Raw genomic sequence first — 24899 nt, 5'->3', positions numbered from 1 at the left:
ATCATGTCCGGGCGGCGGCGATGGTCGCCGCTACCATCGCCTTGTCGGTCACGGTGTTGCGGTATTCGCGGTCGAGGTCGGTGCCGCCCATGCCGACTTTCGGATTGCGGTAACGCATGGCACTCGGCACGTCCTTGAGCGCGGCGAAGTGCATTTCGACCAGCCCGGTTTTCCTCCGCACCTCCGCGATATTCTCGGGATCAAGCCCGCCGCAGCCGAGGATGATGATGCGTTCGCCGGCCTGCCTGACAAGATCGGCGAGCAGGTCAGCGCCTTCCAGTGCCGTGTCGCGCTGGCCGCTGGTCAGCACGCGGCCGACCTTGCAGCGGATCAGCGCCTCCAGCGCCTCCGTCGGGTCGCCGGTCATGTCGAAGGCGCGGTGACAGGTGACGTTCAATCGCCCCGCCGCCTTCACCAGTTCGCCCATGCGCTGCTCATCGATCGTGCCGTCGGTATTAAGGCAGCCGATAACGACACCGGCGACGCCGAGCTCGGCAAGCGCGCGGACATCGGCGAGCATCGAACGATATTCGGCCTCGCTGTAGAGAAAATCGCCGCCGCGCGGCCGCACGATGACGTGGAACGGGATCGTCGCCAGCTCGAGCGCCGTGCGCACCGTGCCGAAGCTCGGCGTGATGCCGCCCTCGATCAGGCTGGCACAGAGCTCGACACGGTCGACGCCGGCGGCTTGCGCGGCCAGCAGGCCGTCTATGCCTTCGACGCAGATCTCGATCAGCGGCAGGCGAGGGCGTTCGGTCTCGGTCATGAGGAATCCGTTGATGATTTCAGCTGGCCAGCGGTAGCATCGGGTCTGGTGCCATGAAAGCCGGAACTGTTGGGTCAACACGCGACAGGACCGCCGACTGTTCCTCCAATTTTGCCGCTTGACACATCCATAACCGCCAAGCTATATGTCAACTCATAGCTGGCGAGTTATTGATTGCACTAACAGCGCGGCCGACCGAAAGCCGAAATGTCGACCTGCAAAAGCACGCCTAAGGAGACCAAAATGCAAGCACGATTGAAAAACCCGGTGATGCTCATTCCCGGCGCCCTGCAGGCGCTGCTCGCGCTGGACAAGTCGACGGAAACGGCTGACCTGTCCTATGTGACGCGCAAGCTCGTCCATTTGCGCGCCAGCCAGATCAACGGATGCAGCCTCTGCGTCGATATGCATGCGCGCGAATTGAAGAAGGCGGGCGAAAAGGACGAGCGCGTCTTCACCGTATCAGCCTGGCGGGAGACACCTTATTTCACCGACGCCGAACGCGCCGCGCTGGCACTGACCGAGGCGGCAACCCGGTTGGCCGACCGGTCGGATCCGGTGCCGGATGAGGTCTGGGACGAGGCAGCCCGGCACTATGATGAAAAAGCGCTTGCCGCCCTGGTCGTCCAGATTGCCCTGATCAACGCATTCAACCGGCTCAACGCAACCACGAGGCAGATGGTCGGCGCCTGGGGCTGAACGGGGCGGGTTTTCGCAAAACCACATCAGATCCGCAGCTTGTGCGAATTCGCGCGCACGAAGTCGATGAAGGCCCGCAGCTTCGGCGGTACGAGGCGGCGGCTCGGATAATAGAGGTGGAGCGGCTGGTAAGCGGGACAGAAGGGCTCCAGCACCTTGACCAGCGCGCCTGAGGTGAGAAGCGGCGCGGCGAGACCCTCGACCGCGAAGGCGAGCCCAATCCCCTGCGCGGCGGCGGTAATGCACAGCGGAAGCGTGTTTGCGACCAGACACGCGTCCGGCGTGAATGCGATTTCGCGCCCCTCCACGATGAGCTCCCAGGGCGAAATCGTGCGGCTGCGGGTCAGGGCGAACGCGATGCAGCGATGGGCGGCGAGGTCGGCCGGCCGCTTCGGCGTACCGTTGCGCGCCAGATAGTCGGGGCTGCCCACCACGACCATCTGCAGGGGCCCGCCCAGGCGCGCGCCTATCATATCTTTCTCCAGAAGCTCGCCGATGCGCAGACCGGCGTCGAAGCCCTCGGCGGCGATGTCGACGAAGCTGTCGTCGCAAATCAGACTAAGCCGTACTTCGGGATAAGCATCCATGAACGGCCGCATTAGTGGCTCGATCAGCAGCGGCGCGGCGATCCAGGGCAGGCTGAGGCGCAGCGTGCCGGCGGGACGGTCGCGAGCTTCGCGCAGTGCCGCACCAGCCGCCCGGATATCCTCGGCTGCCGGGCGCACATGGTCGAGGTATTGAGCGCCGGCTTCGGTCAAGCCAACGCTGCGGGTCGTCCGGTTGAGCAGCCGCACGCCCAGACGCTCCTCGAGCCCCTTGACCGCCTCGCTCAACGAGGCCGGAGCGACGCCGAGCTCGGCTGCGGCGCGGGTGAAGCTTTTGGCCTCCGCAACTTTTACGAAGGCGACGATGCCGCTGAATTGGTCCAGACGCATTGTGAGGATTTTACAAATAGCCCTGTCGAACTCTACTGGTTTTTCCGGCGAACAAAAGGCCTCATGCTGGGTCCGAAGAACGAGCCCCGCCGTTGCGACGGCTCGAACAGGACCGATGACCAGGCTCGCTTTACTCGCCGCCGGCGCTCTTCTGGCGGTGTCTGCCGCCCCAGCAAATGCCGGGCCGCTGGAGGACGCCAACATCCAGCTCATCAAGGACTATTACGCAGCTTACGCGACCGGCAATCCCGAGGCCGTGCGGCCCTTCCTCGCGGCCGACATCATGTGGCGCATTCCCGGTCATCATCCGCTCGCCGGCGACAAACGCGGGCCGGACGAGGTGGTCGCCTTTTTCCGCGGCCTGGCCGAAGGCAAATTCAAGGCCGAGCCGATCTTCTTCCAGGCGCAAGGCGATCTCGTCGTCGACGTCCATCGCGGCTGGTCGAATGTCGGCTCAGGTCCCGAGATCGATCAGCTCTACGCGCTGATGTTTCGCATCCAAGACGGCAAGATCGTCGAGGCACAGAATTTTTTGACCGACATGTACCAGTCGGACGCCTTCTACTGGGTGCATTACCCGCTGAAGCCACTGCCCGGCCGACTGGCTGGCGAGCGCTGAGACGGCGGTCTTTCTCGCAACGCCGCACTTCTCACTCCAAGCCAAAGGAGACTTGCGATGCTTAGAACCCTGACACTTGCCGTCGCAACCGTCGCGGCGCTCGCCGCCTCCAATTCCGTCGCCGCGCCGCGCGTCGAGCGCGTCACATTCACCTCGCACGGTGAGCAGCTCGTCGGCGAACTCTATCTGCCCGACGATCTCGACGTGACGAAACCTCGGCCCGCGCTGGTCGTGACCGGCGCCTGGATGACGGTGAAGGAACAGATGCCGGCCCGCCACGCCCGCGAGATGGCCGACCGCGGCTTCGTCGCCTTGACCTTCGATTTTCGCGGCTGGGGCGAAAGCGGCGGCCTACGCCGCCAGTACGAGGATCCTAGGGCCAAGATCGCCGACATCGAAGCGGCGGTCGCCTATCTCGCGAGCCTGCCCGAAGCCGATCAGACCGCATCGGCGGGCTCGGCATTTGCGCCAGCTCCGGCTACACGGTCACTGCTGCGGCCGAAAACGCCGCGATCAAATCGGTCGCCCTCGTTGCGCCCTGGTTGCAGGATGCCGAAGTGGTCGAGCAGACCTATGGCGGCAAGGACGGCGTCGCCAGGCTTGAGGCCGCGAGCGATGCGGCCGAGGCCGCGTATCGCCGCACCGGCAGACAGGCGTTCCTGCCGGCTGCCAGCCTTACCGACGAGCGCGCGATCATGTTCAAGGTGCCCTATTACACCGAACCCGATCGCGGCATGATCCCGGCCTGGCGCAACGAGGCCGATCCGGCCTTCTGGCGCGGCTGGCTGAGGTTCGACGCCATCCAGGCCGCCCCGCGCCTGCACCAGCCCTTTCTGATGGTGCATAGCGAGGCGGCTGCCATCCCGCAAGGTGCGCACAAATTCTACGCGCGACTGACGAGTTCCAAGCGGGAGCTGTGGCTCGACAGCGTCACCCAGTTCGATTTCTACGATGGTGCCGCGCCGGCAACGGCGGCGAGTAATGCCGTTGCCGCGCACTTCCGTGCGACGCTGGGCAGTGCAGGGGAGGCGGGACAATGAATCTCGTCACCCGCCGGCATGTCCTGGCCGCGGCGGTTTCCGCTGCGATGGTTTCCGCCGTCTCGGCGCCCGCCTCGAGCGCATCTGGAGATGCGCTGACGGTCGAAGACAGGATTGCAATCGCCGAGGCAGTGGCCGGGATCGGCCTCTATGCCGATCTGCGTGAATGGAACCGGGTCAAATCCTATTTCGCGGCCCGTGTCACGACCGACTATACCAGCCTCTTCGGCGGCGAGGTCACGACCAGCGGCCGCGACGCGCTGATCGCCCAATGGCAAGCGCTGCTGCCGGGCTTCGACGCCACCCAGCACCTCATCACCAACATCATTGTCGAAGGCGCCGGCGATGACGCGGTTGCACGCAGCCATGTCCGCGCAGCCCACTGGATCGGCGGACGGTTCTGGACGATCGGCGGCAGCTATCTCCACCGGCTGGTGCGGACGCCGGAAGGCTGGCGCGTCAAGACAATCTCCATCCGCCGCTTGTACGAGGAGGGGACCGCGCCGTGCTGGCCGCCGCTGCCGACCGGGTGAAGTCGGAGGCCAAATGAGTGTTCGGATTTGCGCATGCCCAGTCGCACGGCGAGGTTGCTCGAAGCATCGGCAACATGGATATTGATGGAAATGTCGGGGCAGGCTTGGCGCATGCCGCATTGGTGGCGCCACCGCGGACACGAGACATGACCCTTTCACTGCAAGACGTTTCGGATCGGCTTGGGACTGTAGCGGGTGCTGAAGGTGATCCGCCGACGCGAGCGGTCGGCAGATCACGATTGTTCCAGACCGCTTAGGCGGTCTTGCTCTTCCTCTGGCTCAAAGCGCCTAGCAGCGCCTCAGCTGCCTCGCTCGATGATGCTGGGTTCTGACCCGTGATAAGCTGGCCATCGACGACTGTGTGGACGCCCCAGTCCTTGACCTTGGAGAAAACCGCGCCGAGGCTGATCAGCTCGTCCTCGACCAAGAACGGTACGACATTCGTGAGACCTACGGTCTCCTCCTCGCTATTGGTGAAGCCGGTGACGTAGCGTCCCTGCAAAAACGGCGTGCCGTCGGGATTGGTCACGCGATGCAGAACGCCCGGTGCGTGGCAAACGAGGGCGATCGACTTGCCGGCCGCGATGAAGGATTCGATCAGCTTGATCGAATTCGGATCTTCGGCCAAATCCCACAGCGGGCCGTGGCCGCCGGGGTAGAAGACCGTATCGAAGTCCTTCTGGTCGACGCTGTCCAGGCGCACGGTTTCTGCAAGCTGCGCCTTGGCACCCTCGTCGGCACTGAAGCGCCGTGTAAGGTCGGTCTGGAACATAGGCTCGTCGCTTTTCGGATCGAGAGGCGGCTGGCCGCCCTTCGGCGAGGCGAGGGTGATCTCGGCGCCGGCGTCCTTGAAGACGTAGTAGGGGGCTGCCAGCTCCTCGAGCCAGAAGCCGGTCTTCTTGCCGGTGTTACCGAGAGTGTCGTGGGAGGTGAGTACCATCAGGACTTTCATTGTCGGATCCTTTTCTCAGGTGATGCCGCGCCGGTGAGGCGTCGTAGTCGGTTGATTTGGAGCTCAATCGGCCGCGTGTCGATGCACGGATAATGGCACCTGCCCATGTATTTCAGAAATTTATTTCATTTATTTTACATATTCATGTGAGATTATATCTCGATGAGATACGATCTGAACCTGCTCCTGGTTTTCCTGGCCCTGATGGAGGAGCGGAGCGTGACACGGGCAGCAGCGCGACTGGGCATCACCCAGCCGGCGCTGTCCAATTCGTTGAACCGCCTGCGCGACACCCTGCGGGATCCGCTATTCATCCGAGAAAGGTATGGCATAAAGCCGACGCAATTGGCCGAGGAGATCGCTCCGACGATCGAAGCAGCGCTGGCGCAACTGGACGACCTCATTTTGAACCAGCAGGAGTTTCAGCCAGCAAAGGCCGAACGGCTGTTCACGCTTGCCCCCAACAGTTACGTGGAGCTTGTGTTGATGCCGGCCCTCGTCGCGAGGACCCGTGAGCTAGCGCCGGGGATCAAGCTCCGCATGACGGCATTTGGCAACGATCTCGCCGAGACCGGCGTCATTTCCGGTACCACGGCCATGGTGATTGGCCGGATCGTCGATCCGCCGGGCAATCTTGTCGTCCAGCATCTTATGGACGATGGGCTCGCCTGCGCGCTGCGCAAAGATCATCCCGACGTTCGAGACCATATTTCCCGCGAACAGTATGAAAGGCTCAAGCACGTGAACGTGCTCCCGCCGGGCCGGCTGCGGGCGGGCCTCTTCCAGGCATTGGAGCAACAAAACCTCAAGCGAGAGATTGCCCTTTCCGTCACGCACTTCCTGGCCGTGCCAGAGATGCTTGCCGTCACGGATTACTGCGCAACGCTGCCGAGACTGATCTGCCGCAGCCTTGAGAGGGATCCGCGCCTGAAGATACTACCGGCGCCCGTCGACCTCGGCACTTTTCCAGTGCAGATGGCTTGGCACATTCGCTACCGCCACGACCCAGCCCACAGGTGGTTGCGTTCGATGATCGGCGAATTGGCAAAAGAAATGACGTCGGAGACCTAAGACGGCTCGCGATGTCCTGACCGCTCAATGGCGCAGCCATGTCCGCGCAACCCACTGGATCGGCGGGCGGTTCTGGACGGTCGGCGGCGGCTATCTCCACCGGCTTGTGCGGACGCCGGAAGGCTGGCGCGTCAACGCCATTGCCATCCATCGGAGGGGGATCGCGCCGTTCTGGCCGCCCGCCGCGGACCGGGTGAAGGCGGCGGAGTGAATTCGGACGTTGCTTGCTGTAGTGCCCGTCGACCGCAGCTACTGGCGCAACACGGTGTTCTTGGTGCCTTCTTCGACCTGGTCGATGACCAGCAGCTTGACCGAATCGGCGCCGACATTGGTCGCTTGATGCCATTGCCCGATCATCTCGATGATGAAATCACCTGTTTGATAGGTGTTGCTCTTGCCGGTCTCGACATTGGTGACCTGGAGCGTGCCGGCCTCGACATAGGCATAGCGCGGAAACGGATGCTTGTGGACCGGCAAGGTCGCGCCCGGCGCGATCTGATAGGCCGAGACCAGGACCTGCACGTTCTTCTGCGGCAGCGTGATCGGCTGGCCGGACGCGGTCTCGGTGCGAGAGGCAAGCGGCGTCACGACAACCGGTGTGCCGCTGGCATCCAGCGCCTGGGCCCTATTAGCAAACAGTGCAGCCGCGAGCAGCAGCGTCGATGCCAAGATTTTTCGCATGATTCCCCCCCGAGCTGCGTCAGCATTGCGCAGCAAGCATTGGCGCGCAAGCTGTCTATTCAGAAGCGCCTATCCCGCTCTTCTAAACATGCCCGGCGTCATGCCATGCATGGCCCGGAACGTGCGGGAAAGATGGCTCTGGTCGGCGAAACCCGCCGTGATGGCGGCGTCGGCGAGACCATATCCCCGTTCGATCAGCGCGCTCGCCCGGCGCCATCGCCGGTCGCGGATATAGGCCGCCGGCGTCAGGCCGATCGCCTTGTTGAAGTCCCGGATGACCTGGAACCGGGTTACGCCAGCCGCGTCGGCAAGCCGCTTGAGGTCGAGCTGCGAGCCAAGTTCGTTTTCGACAAGATCGCGGTAGAGCGAAAACCTTCGCCGTGAGCTGGAGCTTTCGACCTCCTCGGGACGCCCGCTCCAATCGCCATGCCGGACGATCAGCTGTCTCAGCGCCATGAGCAGGGACGTCTCGGCCGTCATTGTGTCCGGGGATGTCGAGCCCTGGTGTGCTGCCATCAATGCTGCAGCGAGACTGCTGTCTTCGATGGTCGCGCGCGAAAATACCGGAGCGCCGTCCCGGCCGAGTTCGCGGGCAAGCGCGGTCATCAGCGGCACCGAGGGATAAAATGTCCGGTAGGCCCAGCCTTCGTCGGCGCCGCGTTCGCCGTCATGCCACTCCTCGGGATTGACGACGGCAATGGCGCCTGCCGGAGCAAGAACGCTTTGACGGCCGATGCGAATGCGCTCGCAGCCGGAGGTGATCAGGGCGATCACATAGGTCGGGTGCGTGTGCAGTTCGTAGCGGTGCCGGGTGAAGCGCGCCTCGAACAGGCCAAGGTCGGCGAAGCATGGATGGCGCCAGTATTTCCCGGTCTCTGCCGCTTCGTTTGTCCTTGCCATGGTCAATCCGGTTCAAGACGCCTCTCGTCCGGCCCTCTATGGCTGGCAGGATCAAACCGCGCCGCCTTTGCCGGCGTGAAAGGAGGCATCATGCTGCATAATGACCCCATCCCCGCGCTGACACCAGAGGTCATAGGTTGGCGGCACCATATCCATGCCAATCCGGAGCTCGGATTCAATGAATACGAAACGGCGCGTTTCGTTGCAGAGAAGCTGCGTTCCTTCGGCGTCGACGAGGTGCATGAAGGGATCGGCGGCACCGGCCTCGTCGGTGTCCTGCGCAGCGGTGGCGGCACACGCGCCATCGGTCTTCGCGCCGAGCTCGACGCGCTTCCGGTGCTGGAGAAAACCGGCTTGGCCTATGCTTCGAGGAGAGAGGGCGTGATGCATGCCTGCGGCCATGACGGCCACACCGCGATGCTGCTCGGCGCCGCCAAACTGCTCAGCGAGTCGCGCACCTTCGACGGCACCGTCACCTTCATCTTCCAGCCGGCCGAGGAGAACGAGGGCGGCAGCATGCGCATGATCGAGGACGGCCTGTTCAAGCGCTTTCCGGTCGAGGCGGTCTATGCGGTCCACAACTGGCCGGGCGTCAGGCTGGGGACGATCGCCGCCCGCGCTGGCGCGCAAATGGCGGCCGTCAACAATTTCGAGCTGACCTTCGAGGGGCTTGGCGCGCATGCCGCCATGCCGCAGCTCGGCGACGACCCGATCCTGGCCGCGGGCGCCTTCGTGCAAGCCGTCCAGCGTGTCGTCAGCCGCTCGGTCGACCCGCAAAGCGCGCTTGTCGTCAGCCTTACGCAGATACATGGCGGCAATGTCGGCAACATCGTGCCGGGCAAGGTCTGGCTGCAAGGCACCTGCCGCTTCTTCGAACCCGGATTTTCCGACCACTGCGAGAGGATGATCGGCGAGATCGCACAAGGCATCGCCGCCGCGCATTCGCTCAAGGCAAGCCTCGACTACCGAAAGGGCTACCCGCCGCTGATGAACACGCCGGACGCGACGGCCCGCGCCGTCGAGGCGGCGGCCTCCGTCGTCGGCCGGGAGAATGTCTTGACCGAGTTCAGCCCCAGTCTCGGCTGCGAGGATTTCGCTTTCATGATCCGTCAGGCGAGCGGCTGCTATGTGTGGATCGGTGCCGGCGAGGTCAGCCCGGGCGAAGGCCTGCACGGCGACCGCTACGTCTTCAACGACGAGATCGTGCCGACGGTGATGCGCTATTACGTCAACCTCGTCGAGCAGACGCTTCCGCCGGCCGGTCCTTCTACAGCAGTTTCTCCGGCGTGATCGGCAACTCCCGGATCCGCTTGCCTGTGGCGTCGAAGACGGCATTGGCAACCGCGGCGGCAACGCCGGTGGCGCCAAGCTCGCCGATGCCCTTGCCGCCGATCGGGCTGGCATGCTCGTCCACCTCGTCGACGAAGTGGATTATGATATTGCCGGGAATGTCGGCGTTGACCGGAATGGCGACCCCGGAAAGGTTCTTCGACAGGAACCGCCCAAGCACCGGTTCGTGCCTGCTCTGCTCCATTGCCGCCATGCCCCAGCCCCAGATGATGCCGCCCGTCATCTGGCTGCGTGCGGTGCGGGGATTGACAATGCGGCCGGCGCTGTAGCTGCCGACGGCGCGACGAAGCCTGAGCAGGCCGAGCCCCGGATCGACGCCGACCTCGATGAAGATCGCGCCGAAAGTGCGCATGGCGAGGCCTTTGCCATGCTGCGCCGGATCGAACGAGCCGGAGCCGATGATCTCGCCGATGTCGGTATGGCTCATAACATCGGCGATCGTCTGACCGCCGGCAGCGCCTTTGCGGCGAATATGGCCGTCCTGCATCTCGACCTCGTCGGGCAGCAGATTGGCAAGACGGGCAAGCTGCGAACGTGCATCTTCGGCGGCGGCGAGCACCGCCGCGCCCACTCCCATGGTCGACGACGAGCCATAGGTCGGCCCCGCCTCCGGCAGCTGCGTATCGCCCATCTCCAACTCGATCTTCTCCATCGGCAGGCCCAGCACGTCGGCCGCGATCTGCGGAAAGACGGTGAGTGTTCCGGTCCCTATGTCCTGGGTGCCGGTGCGGATAAGCAGCGTGCCGTCCCTGCGCAACCTGACCTCGGCCGCAGGTGTCGGGTTGCGGAAACAGCCCATGCTGCAGGTCGCCATGCCATAGCCGATCAGCCAATCGCCGTCGCGTTGCGGCTGGCGCGGGCGCTCGCGCCAGCCGAACAGGCGGGCGCCTTCCTCGTAGGCCTCACGCAGCTTCTTCGATGACCAGGGCTGGCCGGTGGCCGGATCCGTGTCCGCATGGTTGATCAGACGCAGGTCGAGCGGATCGATGCCGAGGCGGTGGGCGAGCTCGTCCATCGCACTTTCGAGGGCCCAGGTGCCCGGACCCTCGACCGGCGCGCGCAGCGCCGTCGGCATGGCGACGTTCGCGCGCTCGACGCGCTGGCTGAGACGCATTGCCGGCGTGGCGTAGAGACCCTTCGAGGCTTCGGTGGCGAACTCGACGAAATCGTCGGTCACGGTGGTCAGGTTAACCACGTCCTGTTGCACGGCAGTCAGCTTGCCCGACCTGTCCGCCGCCAGCGCGATCTTCTGTGCCATGCGCGGCTGATAGCCGAGGCAGGAATAGGCGTTTGCACGGCTGAGCGCCAGCCTGACCGGGCGCTGCATGATGCGCGCCGCGGCGGCGGCCAGCACCTGATGCGGCCAGATCCAACCCTTGCCGCCGAAGCCGCCGCCGGTATGGCGGGAAATCACGCGGACCTTCTCGGCCGGGACATCCATGCGGGCGGCAAGCACCTTGCGGACACCATAGACGTGCTGCGTGGCGTCGTGCAGCGTCAGCTCTCCGTCGTTCCACTCGGCGAGCGTCGCCGAGGGCTCCATGGCGTTGTGATGGCGCGACGGCTGCAGGTAGACGGCTTCGACAGTGGCGGCCGCGTTGCCAAGCCCGCGGTCGACCTCGCCCTTCGTAAACGTCGGCTCCAAGAACAGGAAGCCGCTCTCCCTCGGCACGACCGCAGCCTTGTCGATGGCGGCCCACTCCGGCGGTGCCGGCAATTCCGGCTCGGCGAACTCGTAGCGCAATGCGACGCGGCGGGCACCGGCCTCCGCCGCCTCCAGCGTCTCGCCCAGCACAATGGCAAGCGGCTGGCCCTCGTGGCGTATCTCGTCGCTCTGCATGGGCATGAAGCTCTGTGCCGCCGGCGGGCCTTCGGCCTGCTGCATCTGCGTATCGGGCTCGGCCCTTGGCGACGCGAACCGGCCGAATTTGGGCATGTCCTCATGCGTGAGCACACGCACGACGCCTTCCTCGGCGAGCGCATCGTCGACGGTGATCGACGTCACTCGGCCGGCGGGAACGGGCGCGGTCACCAGCACTGCGTGGAGCAGATCGGGGGCAAAATAGTCGGCCGCATAGCGGGCGCGGCCGGTAACCTTGACGCCGCCGTCAGGGCGGGCAACAGGCTGGCTGATCATCATGACGGCATCCTCGCTGCTCTTTCGATCGCCCGCAAAGCGGCGGTCTTGGCCAGTTCGATCTTGTAGGCGTTCTGCGACAAGGGACGCGCTTCGGCGAAGGATTGCTCGATGGCGGTGCTCAACGCCTCGCGATCGCCGATTTCGGCACCGGCGAGCCGCTCCTCGGCGACGCTCAGCCGCCACGGCCGTAGCGCGACGGACCCCAGCGCCAGGGCCGCCCGACCGATGGTTTGACCGTCCATCTCCAGCACCGCGGCGGCCGAGACGATGGCATATTCGTAGGATTCGCGCTCGCGCACCTTGAGGTAGGCCGATCGCGGCGCCGGCGCCGGCAGCTCGATTGCCGTGATCAGTTCACCTTGCTGCAACACATTGTCCGCCTCGGGCCGCGTGTCGGGAAGCAGGTGGAATTCGGTTGCCGGAATGCGCCGGCCGCCGCTGCGGTGCGCGGTGACGATGACCGCATCAAGTGCTGCCAGCGCCACCGCCGGGTCCGATGGCTGGGTGGCGACGCAATCCTCGGTCCAGCCGAATATCGCGTGATTGTCGTTGATGCCATGCATTGCCGAGCAGCCGGAGCCGAGCCGACGTTTGTTGCACGGCAACTGCTCTTCGGCACGGAAATAGGCACAGCGCGTCTTCTGCAGCAGATTGCCGCCTATCGTTGCGAGGTTTCTCAGCTGCGGCGATGCGGCGTTGAGGATCGCCTGGCTCAACACCGGATAGTCGCGCATGACCAGCGCATGCTGCGCGACATCGTTGAGATGCGTCAGCGCGCCGATCGTCAAGCCGCCGCCGGGCAGTCCCTCGATCCGGTCCAGCCCGTCGAGGCGGGAGATATCGATGATCCGCGTCGGCCCGGCAATGCCAAGGCGCAGCCAGTTGAGCAATTCGGTGCCGCCGGCGAGGAAGGCGCTGTCCGGCGCGGCACCGGCCGCGATCGTTTCACCCAGGCTATCGGCGCGCGCATAGACGAACGGGGTCATTGGCTCGCCCTCCCGGCCGCTGCGCGCACCGCCTCGACGATCTGGGGATAGGCCGAGCAGCGGCACAGATTGCCGCTCATCCATTCACGGATCTCGGCATCGGAGCCGGTATGTCCCTCCTCGATCAGCGCCGCCGCCGACATCACCTGGCCGGGCGTGCAGAATCCGCACTGGAAACCATCATGATCGATGAATGCCTGCTGCACGGGATGAAGCGCATCGCTGTCTGCCAGGCCTTCGATCGTCGTGACCTCGCGTCCCTCGCAGGACACGGCAAGTATCATGCAGGCATTCACACGCTGCCCGTCGAGATGCACCGTGCAGGCGCCGCACTCGCCGAAATTGCATCCCTTTTTCGTTCCGGTCAGATGAAGCCGCTCGCGCAGCAGGTCGAGCAGCGTGACGCGGGAATCGAGATCGGAAAGGCTGTGATCCTCGCCGTTCACCCGCAACCGCAAAAGGTGCCGATCGTGGAAGTCCATTGGAGTTACCTCGAAGCAGATGCCGTACTCGCCGCAAGGACTCGTCCAGCAAGCAGCCGCCCCACCTGTCGAGGCGAAATAGGGCGGTCGATTTCGGGGAAAAGACACTGTTATGCGCCGAAAGCAAAAAACACGCGTTTGAGATTTGCGGCGGGAAGGCTCTGATGCTGGTCACGGGTGATCGCCTACCTCGTTGCCGACATCGATGCCGTCCGGGGCGGCTCTGGCCTCGTCAAGAGATCGTCAATTTGGGGAGAATGCTGACTTCGCCCGAACCGGCATCTTTGTTTCGGAACCGATTCAGACCAGCGATATTGAATCAAATTGTAGTGTCTGGAGTGCGGGTGCATGCTTACCGAGCCTGGCACTGGCCGGCTGTCGTTTGTCGAGTTCCAAATGCCCACGCTGGTCGAGAAGCCACCCAAGGGCAGCGGATGGATTCACGAGATCAAGTATGACGGCTACCGTACGGAGCTGATCATCCAGCGAGGTGCGGTGCAGGCGTTCACGCGGAACGGCTTCGACTGGACCGACAGATACGTCCCGATCGTCCGAGCTGCGGGTAGGCTAAAAATGAAGCGGGCAATCATCGATGGCGAAGCGACAGTATTCGGCGCCACCGGGCGTCCCGATTTCCAGGCGCTACGCCGGGAACTTGGAAAGGCTGAGTCGACGAAGCTGGTCTTCCACGCCTTCGACCTCCTCCACCTCGACGGCAAAGATCTGCGTGAGGCTCCGCTCCTCGACCGCAAGCGGGCATTGCAATGTCTGTTGAAAGACGCGCCCTCGGCGCTCGTCTATGTCGATCATCTGGAAGGTGAAGGCCCGACTGTGTTCGCGCACGCGTGCGAAATGGGCCTTGAGGGAATTGTCTCGAAACGCGCGGATTCTCCTTACCGATCCGGCAGGCAGGAGAGCTGGCTCAAGCTCAAATGCATCAACAGCGACAATTTTCCGATTGTTGCCTTCGTTGAAAAACTGGGCGCCAGGCCGCGCAGGATTGCCTCGCTTTACCTCGGCCGCCGAAAAGGCAACCGGGTGCATTATGCCGGCAAGGCGCAGAGCGGCTACACTCTGCTCGATGCACGGGAAGTTCGCGAGCGGCTGGACCCGCTGATCATCGAGAAATCTCCGCTTGCCGAACCGATAGACAAACCCAAGGCGACCTGGGTACAGCCGACAGTCGAGGCCGAAGTGCAATATAGCGGGATTACCGATGACGGGCTGCTTCGCGAAGCCGTGTTCAAAGGGCTGCGGGATGACCTGAGCTTACCAGCCCACACGCCATTGGTCCGCAAGACGCGGCCACCCGATGAAAGTTCCGGCGTCCCGCGCGAGAACATTCTGCAACTCCTGCCCGACGCCGTAGTACCCTCGAAAGATGAGTTGATCAGCTATTGGAAGAAAGTCGCGAAAAAGGCGCTTGTCCATCTCGGCCGGCGCCCGCTCAAGCTTGTTCGCCATTCACACGGCACCACTTTCTATCACAAGGGCAAACTGCCCGACATTCCAGATTCCGTCCACCAGCTGCGTGTGCAGAAACGCGAGGGCGGAGAAGGCGTGAGGCTGTGGGTCGATGGTCTCGACGGCCTGCTTGGCTTGGTCGAAATGGGCGCCGTCGAACTGCACCCCTGGAACGCAACTGTTGACGACTTCGAGCATGCCGACCGCGTTGTCATCGATCTTGATCCTGGCCAAGGGGTCGAATGGGAGATGGTCCTCGAGACCGCACTAACGCTTCGCGACATGCTGCGTTCGGAAGGACTCGATAGCTGGCCGAAGGTGACCGGCGGCAAGGGCCTGCATGTGATGGCGCCTCTGCAGGCGGTGATCACCCACGACGCCGCTCGGCAGTATGCTCGCAAGCTGGCGCAACAGTTGGTCAGCACGCATCCCGATCGCTACCTTTTGTCGGCTGCGCCAGCCGCCCGCTCAAAGCGCATTTTTCTGGATTATCTCCGCAATGGGCGCGGCAACACGGCGGTAGGGGCCTATTCGCCACGGGCTCGTCCAGGCTTTCCGATAGCTGCTCCGGTTAGCTGGCGTCAGGTTGAAAAGGGAATACTGCCCGATGCGTTCACACTGCAAAGCCCGTTCCAATCGACGCCGAGCGCCTGACGATACCGCATCTAAACACACTCAATGCAGCACTTCACGCCTCCCGGAGGAGGTCGTCCTCGAACCCATCTGTTTTTCGAAGTTACGCCTTTCAGGCAGTGCTGGATTGCAGCGCGCCTCTGTTCCGGGCTCTGCAGTTTCGCTCGGCCTGCTTTGAACTGGGCCTTACCGTCGCTTTGGCAGCCAGCGATCAGCAGTGCTGTTGGACAAATCAATTTGCCGGCGTACTTGAGATGCGGCTCTCCAAGTCGGGCACGTCGTATACCTCAACTGAGTTAACCAGTTTCCTGGGCGTCATTTGCCGATATAGGCGGCCAGCTCGTCAGGCGTTCCCATCGGAAAGGCCTGTTTCAGATGGTCGAGGAATGCGGAGACGCGGGCGCTCAGCAGCCGCCGAGACGGATAGAGCGTCCACAGGGCGATGTCGGGCCGATCGAGATCCCCCCAAAGTACCAGCGTCCCGTCCGCCAGATCATGGCTCACCAGCGACACCGGCACGCGTGCCGCGCCGACGCCCGCTCGCACCGCATCGCGGACCATGATGAGTGACGACAGCGCAAGGACCGGCTCGATCGCGATTGTTGACCGGCCAGCGGGGGTCTTCACCGCCCAAGCCTGTCGATCGGCTGTCGACCGGATGACGGCCGGGGTCGCCAGACCCTCAGCCGGCCGGGCGAGGTGAGGACTTGCCACGACCACCAGTCGATCACGCAGAAAGGCTCGCCCAACGAGGCTCTCATCCGGATCCGGATTGACCCGGATCACCAGATCAAATCCCTCTTCGATCATGTCGACGGCGCGGTCTTCGGTCGTGACCTCGAGCCTTACCTCCGGGTATTTCAGGGCGAAGCCGGCAGCGATCTTGCCCATCGCGGTCTGTGAGAACAGCACTGGGGCGCTGATCCGCAACCTGCCTCGCGGCCTTTCGCCGCCTGAGGCGATCGCCGCCGCGGTCTCTTCGAGCTCGGAAAGCAACCGGCCCGCGCGCTCGAAAAGCGCACGTCCTTCTTCCGTCAGCTTCAAGGCGCGCGCGCCACGCTCGAACAGCCGTAGATCCAGGCTCGCCTCCAGCTCCGTCACCCGTCGGGACAAGGTGGCCTTCGGGCGCCCGGCAGCGCGCGCGGCCTTACCGAAGCCCCCATGGCGGGCGACCAGATTGAAATCGGCAAGGGCAAGTAGATCCATGTGTTCCACCTGTGGGACGGCGTGTCCAGATATAACGCCTACCAACACAAATGTGGATCACTAATTTCTGAGCAGCCATCCGGCTCAACTCAGGAGTAAACCCCATGACCATTCTCGTTACCGGCGCGACCGGCAATGTCGGCCGCAACGTAGTCGAACAGCTCGTGAAGCGTGGCGCCAATGTGCGCGCTTTGGTTCGCGATCCCTCGAAAGCCAATTTCCCCGCTGGCGTAGATGTCGTGCAGGGCGACCTGCTCGATGTCGATTCCCTGCGCACGGCCTTCTCCGGCGTCTCCACCCTTTTCCTGCTGAACGCGGTGGTGGCCGACGAATATACCCAGGCGCTGGTAACGCTGGCCATCGCCCGCGAGGCCGGCGTCGAGCGGATCGTCTACCTGTCGGTGATCCACAGCGACCTCTACGTCAACGTGCCGCATTTTGCCGGCAAGTTCGGCGTCGAGCGGATGATCGAGCAGATGGGGCTCAACGCCACCATCCTGCGGCCCGCCTACTTCATGAACAACGACATCACGATCAAGGACGTCGTGACCGGCTACGGCATCTATCCGATGCCGATCGGAGCCAAGGGCGTCGCCATGATCGACGCGCGGGACATCGGCGAGATCGCCGCGATCGAACTCATCCGCCGCGAGCAGGCCGCCGCGCCGCTGCCGTTCGACCGCATCAACCTGGTCGGCCCCGACACGCTGACCGGCGCGGATGTCGCGGCCATCTGGACGGACGTCCTCGGACGCCAGATCGCGTATCCGGGCGACGACACCGCCGGGTTCGAGCAGAACCTGCGGCAGTTCATGCCGAGCTGGATGGCCCTCGACATGCGCCTGATGGCGGAGCGCTTCCTCACGGACGGCATGGTCCCCGATGCCGGCGATGTCGATCGGCTGACCGCGCTACTGGGCCGGCCGCTGCGCTCCTATCGCGACTATGCGGCAGGAATTGCCGGCTGAGCCCCATCACCGACCTTCTGTCCAGGAGACACATCATGATCTACTCGACCGCTACCGTTCCGGTGAATCCCGGAGGCGAGACCAGGCTGACCCGTGCGCAGATATGGCAGGGCCTGGAACTCAAGGCGCGCGACGCCCGCCTGTTCCTGCCCCCAGGCCTCTGCACCCGTTGCGACGTCGTTGATGAGAGCGCGACCCACTTCGTGCGCGAAGCTACGATCGCCGGTGCTGATCTGCGCGAGATCATAATGCTCGAGCCGGAAAGAAAGGTCACCTTCTTCCAGGCGACCGGTCCGCGCGAAGGCGCGATCATCAACGAGCTGTTCGAGGACGAAGCGGGCGAACTTCAGCTCAAGTTCTACTGTTATCTCGGCCTGCGCGGCAAGGAGCCGAACGGGCCGGAGGAGCAGGCCGAGCAGGCGCAGTTCGACAGCAGCATGGGCTACAAGGCCGCTCTTCTGTCCACGCTGAAGCGCACCCGCGAGTTGATCGCGGACGGCCGGCTCTGACCGTCACCATGACTATCAACCTGGGGGCCGCCTAATAGGAGGCGGCCCGCCTTCCGACGTAGCTACTATGCAAATTCCGAAACCGACAACATCCGGACTGGCCAACCGAACATATTGGTTCTTGGAGCGATCGGCTGGCCGGAGACACCCGCGACGAGAAGGTTCTGCGCTACGCGCTCCAAGGCCGGGGGGCCGTCATCAGCTCACTCGGCACGCCCATTATTCCCACCGTAATTCCAAAAAGGTGCGCCGTCGCCGTAATTCTCAGAAATTTCTACCAAAGATTTCTGCGGTGCGGCGCAGCACCGACCAATTTTGTACGATTCTTACGCACCATTGCCGCCGGTCTCGGCGGGAGTATCATCCCCTTTGGCGTGTCCCTGGGGAGGCTGACGAGCGTCGTGCAAAGACTCAGTCCAGTTCTAGAGCAAGTAATCTTCGCACTCATCAATAGGGCGGACCGCCGGGACACTGTCTCGATCAAAGCGGCACTAGACGAAGTTCGGGAGTCTGCGCCTTATCTGGTGGCATCTGACGACGAACTAACGGAGGCGATTGTCGAGGCAGCGACTGCCATGAGCCTGTTCGTGTGTTTCGACGGTCGGAGTAGTCCGCTGATCGAACCAAGGTAGCGTCACTTCTAACAAACATTCCTGACGCCTAATGCAACCATTCCCTGACCTGCGAGTTGCGCGACAGGCGGGGAACCTCGGCCGACATGACAAAGCGCGACAAAGCTGGGCATAAGTCCCTTGCAGACGCCGTTCGGGAGTTGATCGGAACCGAAGACAATCGTCGTCATGTACAGAAGCTGTTTGGGCCAGTCGAAACAGAGCTAACCCCAACCCTAGCTTCATTACTTGAGGCGATTGGTAAGGCCAGAGACGACGAAACTCCCTAGCCGCTCTAAGTTCATCCTCATGGCAACCCTCGGCATTGGCGCCGACTTGCTCGAGCTTTCATGAAGGCGCGCGATGCAGGCTGAGCGCGGACGAGGAAGATCAGCGCCCTGACCTGTCCACGATGGGGAAGCCGTAGCTCGGAATCGAGACGCTTGCCCGGCCCTCAGTGACTCGCCTGCGTATCGTGGTCGTGATCGCAACCAGTCACCGATGTCCCGCGCCATACGCTTGAGTCTGGAGCGGACGGTGCCCTAGTCAAGATGTTTCTAATATACATGCGGCCTGCAAGATTCGCCGTTGGCGAGGCGGCCCAGCGGCTTGGTTGCGGGGGGTGTCAGCTAGAGGCCGCTGGGCCTTGACGACCAGCGAGCTTAAGAGGAGGCCCTGTGCTGGCTGGTCAAAACCTTGCGCTTAGGGCAACGGAAAAGCATCATTCGAACGAACACTTTCGTCAACGAGGAGGGAGGGAATGCGGTTGGCGGCGCTTTACCCATTACATAGCCGGCCGTCAGCAGTGGTGACGACTGGCACAGTTCGTGGAGTGGCGGGCGGAATCGTCGCTCACCAATTACATTCTTCCACAATAGGGAATCTCAGACGTAGTGCCCATGTTCTCGGCAGTGTGAAAACCGTGGTGTCAGCCAAACAATGAAAACGCCCGAGCCTCTACGCCTTTGAAAAATATTGGCTCGCCGGAGCCGACGAAGCAGCGAAATACGAGCTCGCCATAGCGCTCCACCGACACGCGCCACGGCCGCATCAAGTGCGAAAACCTGATCGTGACCGCGCAGAAGCACTACGCCTTGCAGGTGGGCGGCCGCCATCGCTTCGGGATCGCGCCGTTGCACTGGCGCAAGAGCGCGGCGAGGTGCGGGCCCGCGATTTCACCGAGATCGGCATCCCACGGTGCTATCTCTCCCGGATGTGCGAAGAAGGGCTGCTCGTGAAGGTCGGCAATGGCCGGTATCGAGCCACTGCGTTGAAGGCGGCCTGACCTTCAGGCCGGGCCGAACGCGCCATAGGATCGCGCCGCTTCGATGACCTCGCCAGTCCGGCCTTCGCGGAGGGCGTCGATTGGGCGCGGGTTACGGCCGCTCTCGTGCCTTCCATCGCCCACCAATGTTCCGCCGGGATAAGCGGCTCGCGTTGGACGGTCGCGTGGACGCTCTGTCGCCCAGTTGTACGTCACAGGGCGCGCGCTTGACCAGCCACCCCGGCCATAGCGCCAATGCCAAGCATGCACTAACATTCCAGCTTGACCCCCGTTGGGGCTGGCCAGTGATCCGTTCAAACTGGGGAAGTACCCATGACCAATCATTGCTGTGGACCGGGCTATGCTTCTCCAGCAGAGGCGATGAGGGCACCTCGCGAAAAGCTGCTCTATACGATTGCCATCTACACTGGCACGGGCATTCAGAAGCCGGACTATTTGTGTACCATTGATGTCGACCCGGAGAGTTCGACCTACAGCCAAGTGGTTTCACGTTTGCAAATGCCGGGTATTGGCGATGAGCTTCATCACATGGGCTGGAATGCCTGTTCGTCGTGCCATGGCGATGCGAGCATGGAGCGGAAGTATCTGATTGTGCCGGGTGTGCGCTCGACCAATCTGCATATTGTCGATTGCGCAACCGATCCCCGCAATCCGACACTGTTCAAGGTCATAGACGGCGCTGAAATCAAAACCAGGACCAACTTGTCGGCGCCGCACACAGTGCATTGCCTCGGCTCGGATATCATCATTTCCATGCTTGGCGACGCTCAAGGCAACGCCCCAGGCGGCTATTTGCAACTCAACAAGGAGTTCGAGATTGTCGGCCGTTGGGAAAACTCCATGGGCAGCATCAAGTTTGGTTATGATTTCTGGTACCAGCCGCGACATAACGTAATGGTCAGCTCGGAGTGGGCCGCGCCCAATACCTTCATGCCTGGTTTTGACCTGGAGGAGGTTGGCCATCTGAAATATGGCCGAGAGATCCATTTCTGGGATTTTGAGAAGAGGGAGCCAAAGCAAACATTCTATCTCGGTGAGGATGGCTTGCTTCCACTCGAAGTGCGATTCCATCACAATCCCGACAGCAGTCACGGCTTTGTTGGCGCGGCCCTTTCTGCAAACATCATCCATTGGTGGAAGGATGCGGCGGGTGATTGGCAATGGGAAAAAATTGTCGATGTTAGCAATGAGCCACATCCCGAATGGCCGATCCCGATACCGGGCGTGATCTCGGTCATTCTGCTCAGTATGGACGATAGATACCTCTATCTGTGCAACTGGTTGCATGGCGATATCCGCCAGTATGACATCTCGGACCCGCACAACGCCAAGCTCGCCGGACAAGTGTGGATGGGCGGACTTCTCGGCCGTGCGCCTGAGGTCAATGGCGTGAAAGTGACTGGCGGGCCTCAGATGATACAGCTCAGCCTCGACGGCAAGCGCCTTTATGTGACGACCTCGCTCTTCTCGACCTGGGACAATCAGTTCTATCCGGAAATCCGCACCAATGGCGGATGCATGCTGATGGTCAATTGCGATACGGAAAACGGCGGCATGGAAATTGATCCGCGATTTGTCGTGGATTTTGGCAAGGAACCAAATGGACCAAGCCGCTGCCACGAAACCCGTTATCCCGGCGGTGATTGCACGAGTGACATCTGGGTATGACCAGCTTCACCATCACCCTCGCCAACCAAGGCGGTGCGGCCTTTGACGTCGATCACCGCAAGCCCCTCTTGCAAAGCCTGCGCGAGCAGGGCGTGGACCTGCCCTACGGGTGCAAGTATGGCGGCTGTATAACCTGCGCTGCCAAGATAATCAGCGGCAAAGTCAGTCAAAAGGCCCAGCGGGCGCTGAACAACCGCCAGATCAACAATGGCTATATAATCCTCTGCGTTGCCCGCCCTATGAGCGACTGCACGCTGGAGGTCGGCGTTGAAAGCCACGACAAGCTCTATCGCAACCCCTTCCTAGATCCCTTGGCCGCACACGAATTGAAAGCCGATATTGCGACCCCGCTGGAAGCAAAGAAATGACCCATATGAATCATAATGAGCCCTATTCGGAGGCTTATCTGCAAAACATTCTGAAGTCGGTCAAAACCATCGCGATGGTGGGGGCCAGCCCCGACAAGACCAAGTTTTCCTATGGTGTTCTCAGGGTTCTGCACGAAACCGGCTATGACATGATCCCAGTCAATCCCACCCCCGGTCTGGATGAAATTCGAGGGTTAAAGGTGTACGCGTCACTGGCGGCCATCGACCGGCCTGTGGATATGGTTGAGGTTTTTCGCCGCTCCGAAGACCTGTTGGAAGTTGCACAGGAAGCCATCGCAATTGGTGCCAAGGTTCTGTGGAGTCAGATTGGGGTGCGCGATGACACTGCCGCCCTGTTGGCGGAGGAAGCGGGCTTGAAAGTTGTGATGAACCGCTGTCCCAAGATTGAGTTGTTCCGCCCCTTCTGGAAGCCGAAGTTGCACTTGGGAATATGATTGCAGGGTCACGGAATTCGGCGTTGTCGCGGTAGCTGACCTGTTCCCTTGGCCTTAGAGCCTGTTCCATCCCGATTGAATCGGGATGGGGCTCTATCTCTTTGTTTGAGCATGATCTTTTCCGAAAACCGGATTCCACTTTTCGGGATCATGCTCTAGACGTTGACTGATTTTTGCCTGAGGTAAGATGCCAGATGGTCGCTGAGATCACGCGCGTCGTCGCCGGCGCCGTCGATCAGCGCAGACTTGCGGCGGCGCAGAAACTGCATCCCCATCAGGTACATGCCCGGATGTTCCCCAACGCCGCCGTCGTGACGGACGTGGCCCTTGCGGTCGAGGACCGGCAATTCCAGCCAGGAGTAGTCCGGCCGGTAGCCGGTGGCCCAAATGATCGTCCTGATCGCGCCTCCGGTAAGGTCGAGGCCGAGCGGCGGGTTGTCCTCGACACGGGTCGGCGGCAGGCGATCCGGCGGCCCGACCGTAGCGTCAAGGCCGTTGGCGCGCGCCCATTCGTCGATGAGGTCGAGCAGCCGGGTCATCTTGAGATCGGAAAGCGCGCACATGTTGCGCAACGACCCCGCAAACTGGGCCTTGCCGTCTTCGGTGATGCCGGCGAGACGGCCAACGAGCCTGACGCCGAGGTCGACCAGCGCATTGAGGTCGAGGGTGGTGCGGTCGGGGGTGCCGGCAAGCTGCAGCGAAGGGACCCGTCGCGCCCGCCTGATGTCGTCTACCTCGTCGTAGCGCTCGTCGAGCACACCGGCGGCGTCCATCCACCATTCCAGGTCCTTGCCGCGGTAGACGCGCGGCGCCCGGATGTGCTCGCCCACCGACAGGGTCACTTGACGCCCCGAACGTTGCAGCTCCTGTGCGATCTGGGTGCCGCTGGCCGACGCGCCCGCCACCAGCACGCCGCCGTCGGCGACCTGAACCGGATTGCGGTAGGACTGCGCCGTCAGCATGGCGACCGACGGCGGCACGCGGATCGCGAAATCGGGCAGGCGCGCGATGTTGCACGCGCCCGACGCCAGCACGACAGTTCGGCAACGCCACTCGCCGCGGTCCGTGCGCACGAGATATCCCGCCCCGTCGCTGCGAACCGAGGTAACGGTCGTGTGTGTTCTGGCTGGAGCAGCGATCGCCTTGGCATAGTTCCCGAGGAAGTCGATCACTTCAGGCATCGTCCGGTAGCTGTCGGGGTCGTCGCCATCGTAGCGGAAGCCCGGCAGCCGGCTCTGCCAGTTCGGGGTGAGCAGCCGCAGCGAATCCCATCGCTCGGTGCGCCAGGTATGGGCGATCTCGCCGCGCTCCAGCAGCACATGGTCGATAGAGCGCTCCGCGAGGCAGCGGCTCATCGCGAGCCCCGCGTGCCCTGCGCCGACTATCACTGTGGTGACGGAATTAATCGCGCCCTCTCATCAGGAGAGTCTACGGCTCGAAGCGCCTTTCAATTCACCACGACCGTGACGTTCGTCGGATTGGTAACAATGTCATAGACAGCCGACCGCTTCTGCGACTGAGCGACGAGAGCCTCGATGTCCTCGCGCTTGGCGTCAGCGTCAATGTTGTACTTCACCGTGATACCGCTGAAGCCGTTGCGGACGTCGCTGTCGATGCCGAGTATGCCCGCGATATCCATGTCGCCTTCGATGGTCGCCTTCACCGACTTCAACTGGATGTTCCGGTTCTGGGCAACAGCGGCGATGCCGGCGGTCAGGCAGCTCGCCAGCCCGACCAGCACGTATTCGACAGGCGTGGCGCCCTGATCCAGGGATGCGAAGACCTCCGGATGGTCGGCATCGAATGCGAAGGTGGTCTTGCGATGCTGGTCCTGGCCGAGACCGTAGAAGCTCTCGACCGTCGAGTGGCTGTGGGTGCCATCCTTCCATTCGCAGGCCGCGCGCCACTTGAACTGCGCGGCCTCTGGGGCGTTGGTAAGCGCTTCGCGCGCGCCGAGCAGCGCCTCGACGTTAACGCCATTGTTTGCCTGTACTTCGGAAGCCATAATTATTCTCCCTACTTTGCACTGGCTTAAAAACCCGACCGATCCCACTGACCACCTGATCAGATTTCACCAGGGGGTGGCATGCTATGGGTAGCGAAGCGTTTCTTCAAGTTGTTTCCGTAGAGATATAGTCGCCCTCGTGTACCGACTTGCGCCTTTCCAGGCTGAGGGTGCCCTGCGTGTCTGTCGGCGTCGGTTCCGCAGCCCAGGTGCCGGCCATAGGCATCGTGATGCAGTTCTTGAAGGTCGCCGGCAAGCTAGCGGACTGCATTCCCGCAGGGCGATCTTCCCGGCGCTGCGAACTGCTGGTTCGCCGCCGTTAACGGGCATTCAGAAGCTGTGAAATCAATTTCGGGTGCTGGCGCGACGACGACCTCCAGCGCGGTCAACTGCAATGTCTGCTTCCGGGCGGAGGCAAAGTTCGCCTCTATAGCCGACATGCTGGCGCAAGGCGGACCTGCCTGATGTTTCATGCGCGAACGCCTGAGATGCGAGCGCCGCCATTAACCATCGATTAACTCTCCGGTCGCCTTTAATTCAATTTTGCAGCATACTGATTTGGGTAGCGAGGCT

24 protein-coding genes and 1 pseudogene are annotated in these 24899 nt (G+C 62.6%); 14 read left to right on the top strand and 11 right to left on the bottom strand.

What is annotated here, in order from left to right; all coding sequences use genetic code 11:
• Position 1: 1 nt before the first annotated feature.
• The gene (locus tag AC0L2P_RS09830; RefSeq protein ID WP_473501034.1) at positions 2-766 is read right to left on the bottom strand and encodes a copper homeostasis protein CutC; all 765 of its coding nucleotides are present in this window, start codon (positions 764-766) and stop codon (positions 2-4) included.
• Positions 767-1009: 243 nt separating this feature from the next.
• On the opposite strand from AC0L2P_RS09830, the gene AC0L2P_RS09825 reads away from it, so the two are divergent.
• Positions 1010-1465, top strand: a complete 456-nt coding sequence (locus AC0L2P_RS09825) for a carboxymuconolactone decarboxylase family protein (protein ID WP_473501033.1) — start codon at positions 1010-1012, stop codon at positions 1463-1465.
• 26 nt (positions 1466-1491) lie between these two features.
• Here AC0L2P_RS09825 and AC0L2P_RS09820 read toward each other — a convergent pair whose 3' ends face one another.
• A complete protein-coding gene (locus AC0L2P_RS09820; RefSeq protein ID WP_473501032.1) occupies positions 1492-2400 on the bottom strand; it encodes a LysR family transcriptional regulator in 909 nt (302 codons plus the stop codon).
• A 115-nt stretch (positions 2401-2515) separates the two neighbouring features.
• Here AC0L2P_RS09820 and AC0L2P_RS09815 point away from each other — a divergent pair, with 115 nt between their 5' ends.
• The 4 genes and pseudogenes from AC0L2P_RS09815 (at position 2516) to AC0L2P_RS09800 (ending at position 4592) form a co-directional block, all read left to right on the top strand.
• On the top strand, positions 2516-3019 hold the full coding sequence (locus AC0L2P_RS09815) for a nuclear transport factor 2 family protein (RefSeq protein WP_473501031.1): 504 nt from the start codon (positions 2516-2518) through the stop codon (positions 3017-3019).
• A gap of 57 nt (positions 3020-3076) precedes the next feature.
• Positions 3077-3394, top strand: a pseudogene (locus AC0L2P_RS09810) (alpha/beta hydrolase); the annotation flags it as partial.
• 182 nt (positions 3395-3576) lie between these two features.
• Entirely contained in the window at positions 3577-4059 is a 483-nt protein-coding gene (locus tag AC0L2P_RS09805; protein ID WP_473501188.1) for a hypothetical protein, read from the top strand.
• Entirely contained in the window at positions 4056-4592 is a 537-nt protein-coding gene (locus AC0L2P_RS09800; RefSeq protein ID WP_473501030.1) for a nuclear transport factor 2 family protein, read from the top strand. The genes AC0L2P_RS09805 and AC0L2P_RS09800 overlap by 4 nt, the downstream gene beginning before the upstream one ends.
• 253 nt (positions 4593-4845) lie before the next feature.
• Here AC0L2P_RS09800 and AC0L2P_RS09795 read toward each other — a convergent pair whose 3' ends face one another.
• Positions 4846-5544: a type 1 glutamine amidotransferase domain-containing protein gene (locus AC0L2P_RS09795; protein WP_473501029.1), complete on the bottom strand. Its 699-nt coding sequence runs from the start codon at positions 5542-5544 to the stop codon at positions 4846-4848.
• 162 nt (positions 5545-5706) lie between these two features.
• On the opposite strand from AC0L2P_RS09795, the gene AC0L2P_RS09790 reads away from it, so the two are divergent.
• Positions 5707-6615 (top strand): LysR family transcriptional regulator, encoded by a 909-nt coding sequence (locus tag AC0L2P_RS09790; protein WP_473501028.1) that lies wholly within the window; start codon positions 5707-5709, stop codon positions 6613-6615.
• Positions 6616-6864: 249 nt separating this feature from the next.
• Here AC0L2P_RS09790 and AC0L2P_RS09785 read toward each other — a convergent pair whose 3' ends face one another.
• Both AC0L2P_RS09785 and AC0L2P_RS09780 read right to left on the bottom strand, forming a co-directional pair.
• Positions 6865-7296: a cupin domain-containing protein gene (locus AC0L2P_RS09785; RefSeq protein ID WP_473501027.1), complete on the bottom strand. Its 432-nt coding sequence runs from the start codon at positions 7294-7296 to the stop codon at positions 6865-6867.
• A gap of 69 nt (positions 7297-7365) precedes the next feature.
• The gene (locus AC0L2P_RS09780; protein WP_473501026.1) at positions 7366-8196 is read right to left on the bottom strand and encodes an AraC family transcriptional regulator; all 831 of its coding nucleotides are present in this window, start codon (positions 8194-8196) and stop codon (positions 7366-7368) included.
• A gap of 90 nt (positions 8197-8286) precedes the next feature.
• Here AC0L2P_RS09780 and AC0L2P_RS09775 point away from each other — a divergent pair, with 90 nt between their 5' ends.
• Positions 8287-9486: a M20 aminoacylase family protein gene (locus AC0L2P_RS09775; protein WP_473501025.1), complete on the top strand. Its 1200-nt coding sequence runs from the start codon at positions 8287-8289 to the stop codon at positions 9484-9486.
• Here the strand turns inward: AC0L2P_RS09775 and AC0L2P_RS09770 are convergent.
• The 3 genes from AC0L2P_RS09770 to AC0L2P_RS09760 are packed head-to-tail and all read right to left on the bottom strand — an operon-like array spanning position 9464 to position 13154.
• Positions 9464-11686: a xanthine dehydrogenase family protein molybdopterin-binding subunit gene (locus tag AC0L2P_RS09770; protein WP_473501024.1), complete on the bottom strand. Its 2223-nt coding sequence runs from the start codon at positions 11684-11686 to the stop codon at positions 9464-9466. The two genes, AC0L2P_RS09775 and AC0L2P_RS09770, sit on opposite strands and share 23 nt — an antisense overlap.
• On the bottom strand, positions 11683-12672 hold the full coding sequence (locus AC0L2P_RS09765) for an FAD binding domain-containing protein (RefSeq protein ID WP_473501023.1): 990 nt from the start codon (positions 12670-12672) through the stop codon (positions 11683-11685). The genes AC0L2P_RS09770 and AC0L2P_RS09765 overlap by 4 nt, the downstream gene beginning before the upstream one ends.
• Complete coding sequence (locus AC0L2P_RS09760; protein ID WP_473501022.1) at positions 12669-13154, bottom strand: (2Fe-2S)-binding protein; 486 nt, start codon at positions 13152-13154, stop codon at positions 12669-12671. Before AC0L2P_RS09760 ends, AC0L2P_RS09765 begins: the two co-directional genes overlap by 4 nt.
• Positions 13155-13502: 348 nt before the next feature.
• Here AC0L2P_RS09760 and ligD point away from each other — a divergent pair, with 348 nt between their 5' ends.
• Positions 13503-15272 carry a DNA ligase D gene (gene ligD, locus AC0L2P_RS09755; RefSeq protein ID WP_473501021.1) on the top strand — a complete coding sequence of 590 codons (1770 nt, stop codon included), beginning with the start codon at positions 13503-13505 and terminating at the stop codon, positions 15270-15272.
• Positions 15273-15566: 294 nt separating this feature from the next.
• Here ligD and AC0L2P_RS09750 read toward each other — a convergent pair whose 3' ends face one another.
• Complete coding sequence (locus AC0L2P_RS09750) at positions 15567-16457, bottom strand: LysR family transcriptional regulator (RefSeq protein WP_473501020.1); 891 nt, start codon at positions 16455-16457, stop codon at positions 15567-15569.
• A 104-nt stretch (positions 16458-16561) separates the two neighbouring features.
• On the opposite strand from AC0L2P_RS09750, the gene AC0L2P_RS09745 reads away from it, so the two are divergent.
• The 6 genes from AC0L2P_RS09745 to AC0L2P_RS09720 all read left to right on the top strand — a co-directional run bounded on the left by AC0L2P_RS09745 (position 16562) and on the right by AC0L2P_RS09720 (position 22321).
• Positions 16562-17425, top strand: a complete 864-nt coding sequence (locus AC0L2P_RS09745; RefSeq protein ID WP_473501019.1) for an SDR family oxidoreductase — start codon at positions 16562-16564, stop codon at positions 17423-17425.
• A 35-nt stretch (positions 17426-17460) separates the two neighbouring features.
• Positions 17461-17934: an SRPBCC family protein gene (locus tag AC0L2P_RS09740; protein WP_473501018.1), complete on the top strand. Its 474-nt coding sequence runs from the start codon at positions 17461-17463 to the stop codon at positions 17932-17934.
• Between the two features lie 1665 nt (positions 17935-19599).
• Positions 19600-19830 (top strand): type IV toxin-antitoxin system AbiEi family antitoxin domain-containing protein, encoded by a 231-nt coding sequence (locus AC0L2P_RS09735; RefSeq protein WP_473501017.1) that lies wholly within the window; start codon positions 19600-19602, stop codon positions 19828-19830.
• A 312-nt stretch (positions 19831-20142) separates the two neighbouring features.
• Positions 20143-21498 carry a selenium-binding family protein gene (locus tag AC0L2P_RS09730; protein WP_473501016.1) on the top strand — a complete coding sequence of 452 codons (1356 nt, stop codon included), beginning with the start codon at positions 20143-20145 and terminating at the stop codon, positions 21496-21498.
• Entirely contained in the window at positions 21495-21866 is a 372-nt protein-coding gene (locus AC0L2P_RS09725) for a 2Fe-2S iron-sulfur cluster-binding protein (RefSeq protein WP_292406710.1), read from the top strand. Before AC0L2P_RS09730 ends, AC0L2P_RS09725 begins: the two co-directional genes overlap by 4 nt.
• A 5-nt stretch (positions 21867-21871) precedes the next feature.
• Positions 21872-22321 (top strand): CoA-binding protein, encoded by a 450-nt coding sequence (locus tag AC0L2P_RS09720; RefSeq protein ID WP_473501179.1) that lies wholly within the window; start codon positions 21872-21874, stop codon positions 22319-22321.
• Positions 22322-22476: 155 nt separating this feature from the next.
• On the opposite strand, the gene AC0L2P_RS09715 is transcribed toward AC0L2P_RS09720, so the two are convergent.
• Together AC0L2P_RS09715 and AC0L2P_RS09710 are read right to left on the bottom strand one after the other, a co-directional pair.
• Positions 22477-23709 carry an NAD(P)-binding domain-containing protein gene (locus tag AC0L2P_RS09715; protein WP_473501015.1) on the bottom strand — a complete coding sequence of 411 codons (1233 nt, stop codon included), beginning with the start codon at positions 23707-23709 and terminating at the stop codon, positions 22477-22479.
• Positions 23710-23768: 59 nt separating this feature from the next.
• Complete coding sequence (locus tag AC0L2P_RS09710; RefSeq protein WP_292664767.1) at positions 23769-24326, bottom strand: OsmC family protein; 558 nt, start codon at positions 24324-24326, stop codon at positions 23769-23771.
• Positions 24327-24899: the final 573 nt, after the last annotated feature.

This window comes from Mesorhizobium sp. WSM4836 (genome assembly GCF_055811815.1).
The sequence above is the reverse complement of the archived record's forward strand: the minus strand, read 5'-3'. Positions and strand labels throughout refer to the sequence as shown.

Bases quoted from the DNA above. Each gene is read 5' to 3' on its own strand.
- AC0L2P_RS09830 (WP_473501034.1), bottom strand. From the start codon at position 766: ATGACCGAGACCGAACGCCCTCGCCTGCCGCTGATCGAGATCTGCGTC.
- AC0L2P_RS09825 (WP_473501033.1), top strand. From the start codon at position 1,010: ATGCAAGCACGATTGAAAAACCCGGTGATGCTCATTCCCGGCGCCCTG.
- AC0L2P_RS09820 (WP_473501032.1), bottom strand. From the start codon at position 2,400: ATGCGTCTGGACCAATTCAGCGGCATCGTCGCCTTCGTAAAAGTTGCG.
- AC0L2P_RS09815 (WP_473501031.1), top strand. From the start codon at position 2,516: ATGACCAGGCTCGCTTTACTCGCCGCCGGCGCTCTTCTGGCGGTGTCT.
- AC0L2P_RS09800 (WP_473501030.1), top strand. From the start codon at position 4,056: ATGAATCTCGTCACCCGCCGGCATGTCCTGGCCGCGGCGGTTTCCGCT.
- AC0L2P_RS09795 (WP_473501029.1), bottom strand. From the start codon at position 5,544: ATGAAAGTCCTGATGGTACTCACCTCCCACGACACTCTCGGTAACACC.
- AC0L2P_RS09790 (WP_473501028.1), top strand. From the start codon at position 5,707: ATGAGATACGATCTGAACCTGCTCCTGGTTTTCCTGGCCCTGATGGAG.
- AC0L2P_RS09785 (WP_473501027.1), bottom strand. From the start codon at position 7,296: ATGCGAAAAATCTTGGCATCGACGCTGCTGCTCGCGGCTGCACTGTTT.
- AC0L2P_RS09780 (WP_473501026.1), bottom strand. From the start codon at position 8,196: ATGGCAAGGACAAACGAAGCGGCAGAGACCGGGAAATACTGGCGCCAT.
- AC0L2P_RS09775 (WP_473501025.1), top strand. From the start codon at position 8,287: ATGCTGCATAATGACCCCATCCCCGCGCTGACACCAGAGGTCATAGGT.
- AC0L2P_RS09770 (WP_473501024.1), bottom strand. From the start codon at position 11,686: ATGATGATCAGCCAGCCTGTTGCCCGCCCTGACGGCGGCGTCAAGGTT.
- AC0L2P_RS09765 (WP_473501023.1), bottom strand. From the start codon at position 12,672: ATGACCCCGTTCGTCTATGCGCGCGCCGATAGCCTGGGTGAAACGATC.
- AC0L2P_RS09760 (WP_473501022.1), bottom strand. From the start codon at position 13,154: ATGGACTTCCACGATCGGCACCTTTTGCGGTTGCGGGTGAACGGCGAG.
- ligD (WP_473501021.1), top strand. From the start codon at position 13,503: ATGCTTACCGAGCCTGGCACTGGCCGGCTGTCGTTTGTCGAGTTCCAA.
- AC0L2P_RS09750 (WP_473501020.1), bottom strand. From the start codon at position 16,457: ATGGATCTACTTGCCCTTGCCGATTTCAATCTGGTCGCCCGCCATGGG.
- AC0L2P_RS09745 (WP_473501019.1), top strand. From the start codon at position 16,562: ATGACCATTCTCGTTACCGGCGCGACCGGCAATGTCGGCCGCAACGTA.
- AC0L2P_RS09740 (WP_473501018.1), top strand. From the start codon at position 17,461: ATGATCTACTCGACCGCTACCGTTCCGGTGAATCCCGGAGGCGAGACC.
- AC0L2P_RS09730 (WP_473501016.1), top strand. From the start codon at position 20,143: ATGACCAATCATTGCTGTGGACCGGGCTATGCTTCTCCAGCAGAGGCG.
- AC0L2P_RS09725 (WP_292406710.1), top strand. From the start codon at position 21,495: ATGACCAGCTTCACCATCACCCTCGCCAACCAAGGCGGTGCGGCCTTT.
- AC0L2P_RS09720 (WP_473501179.1), top strand. From the start codon at position 21,872: ATGAATCATAATGAGCCCTATTCGGAGGCTTATCTGCAAAACATTCTG.
- AC0L2P_RS09710 (WP_292664767.1), bottom strand. From the start codon at position 24,326: ATGGCTTCCGAAGTACAGGCAAACAATGGCGTTAACGTCGAGGCGCTG.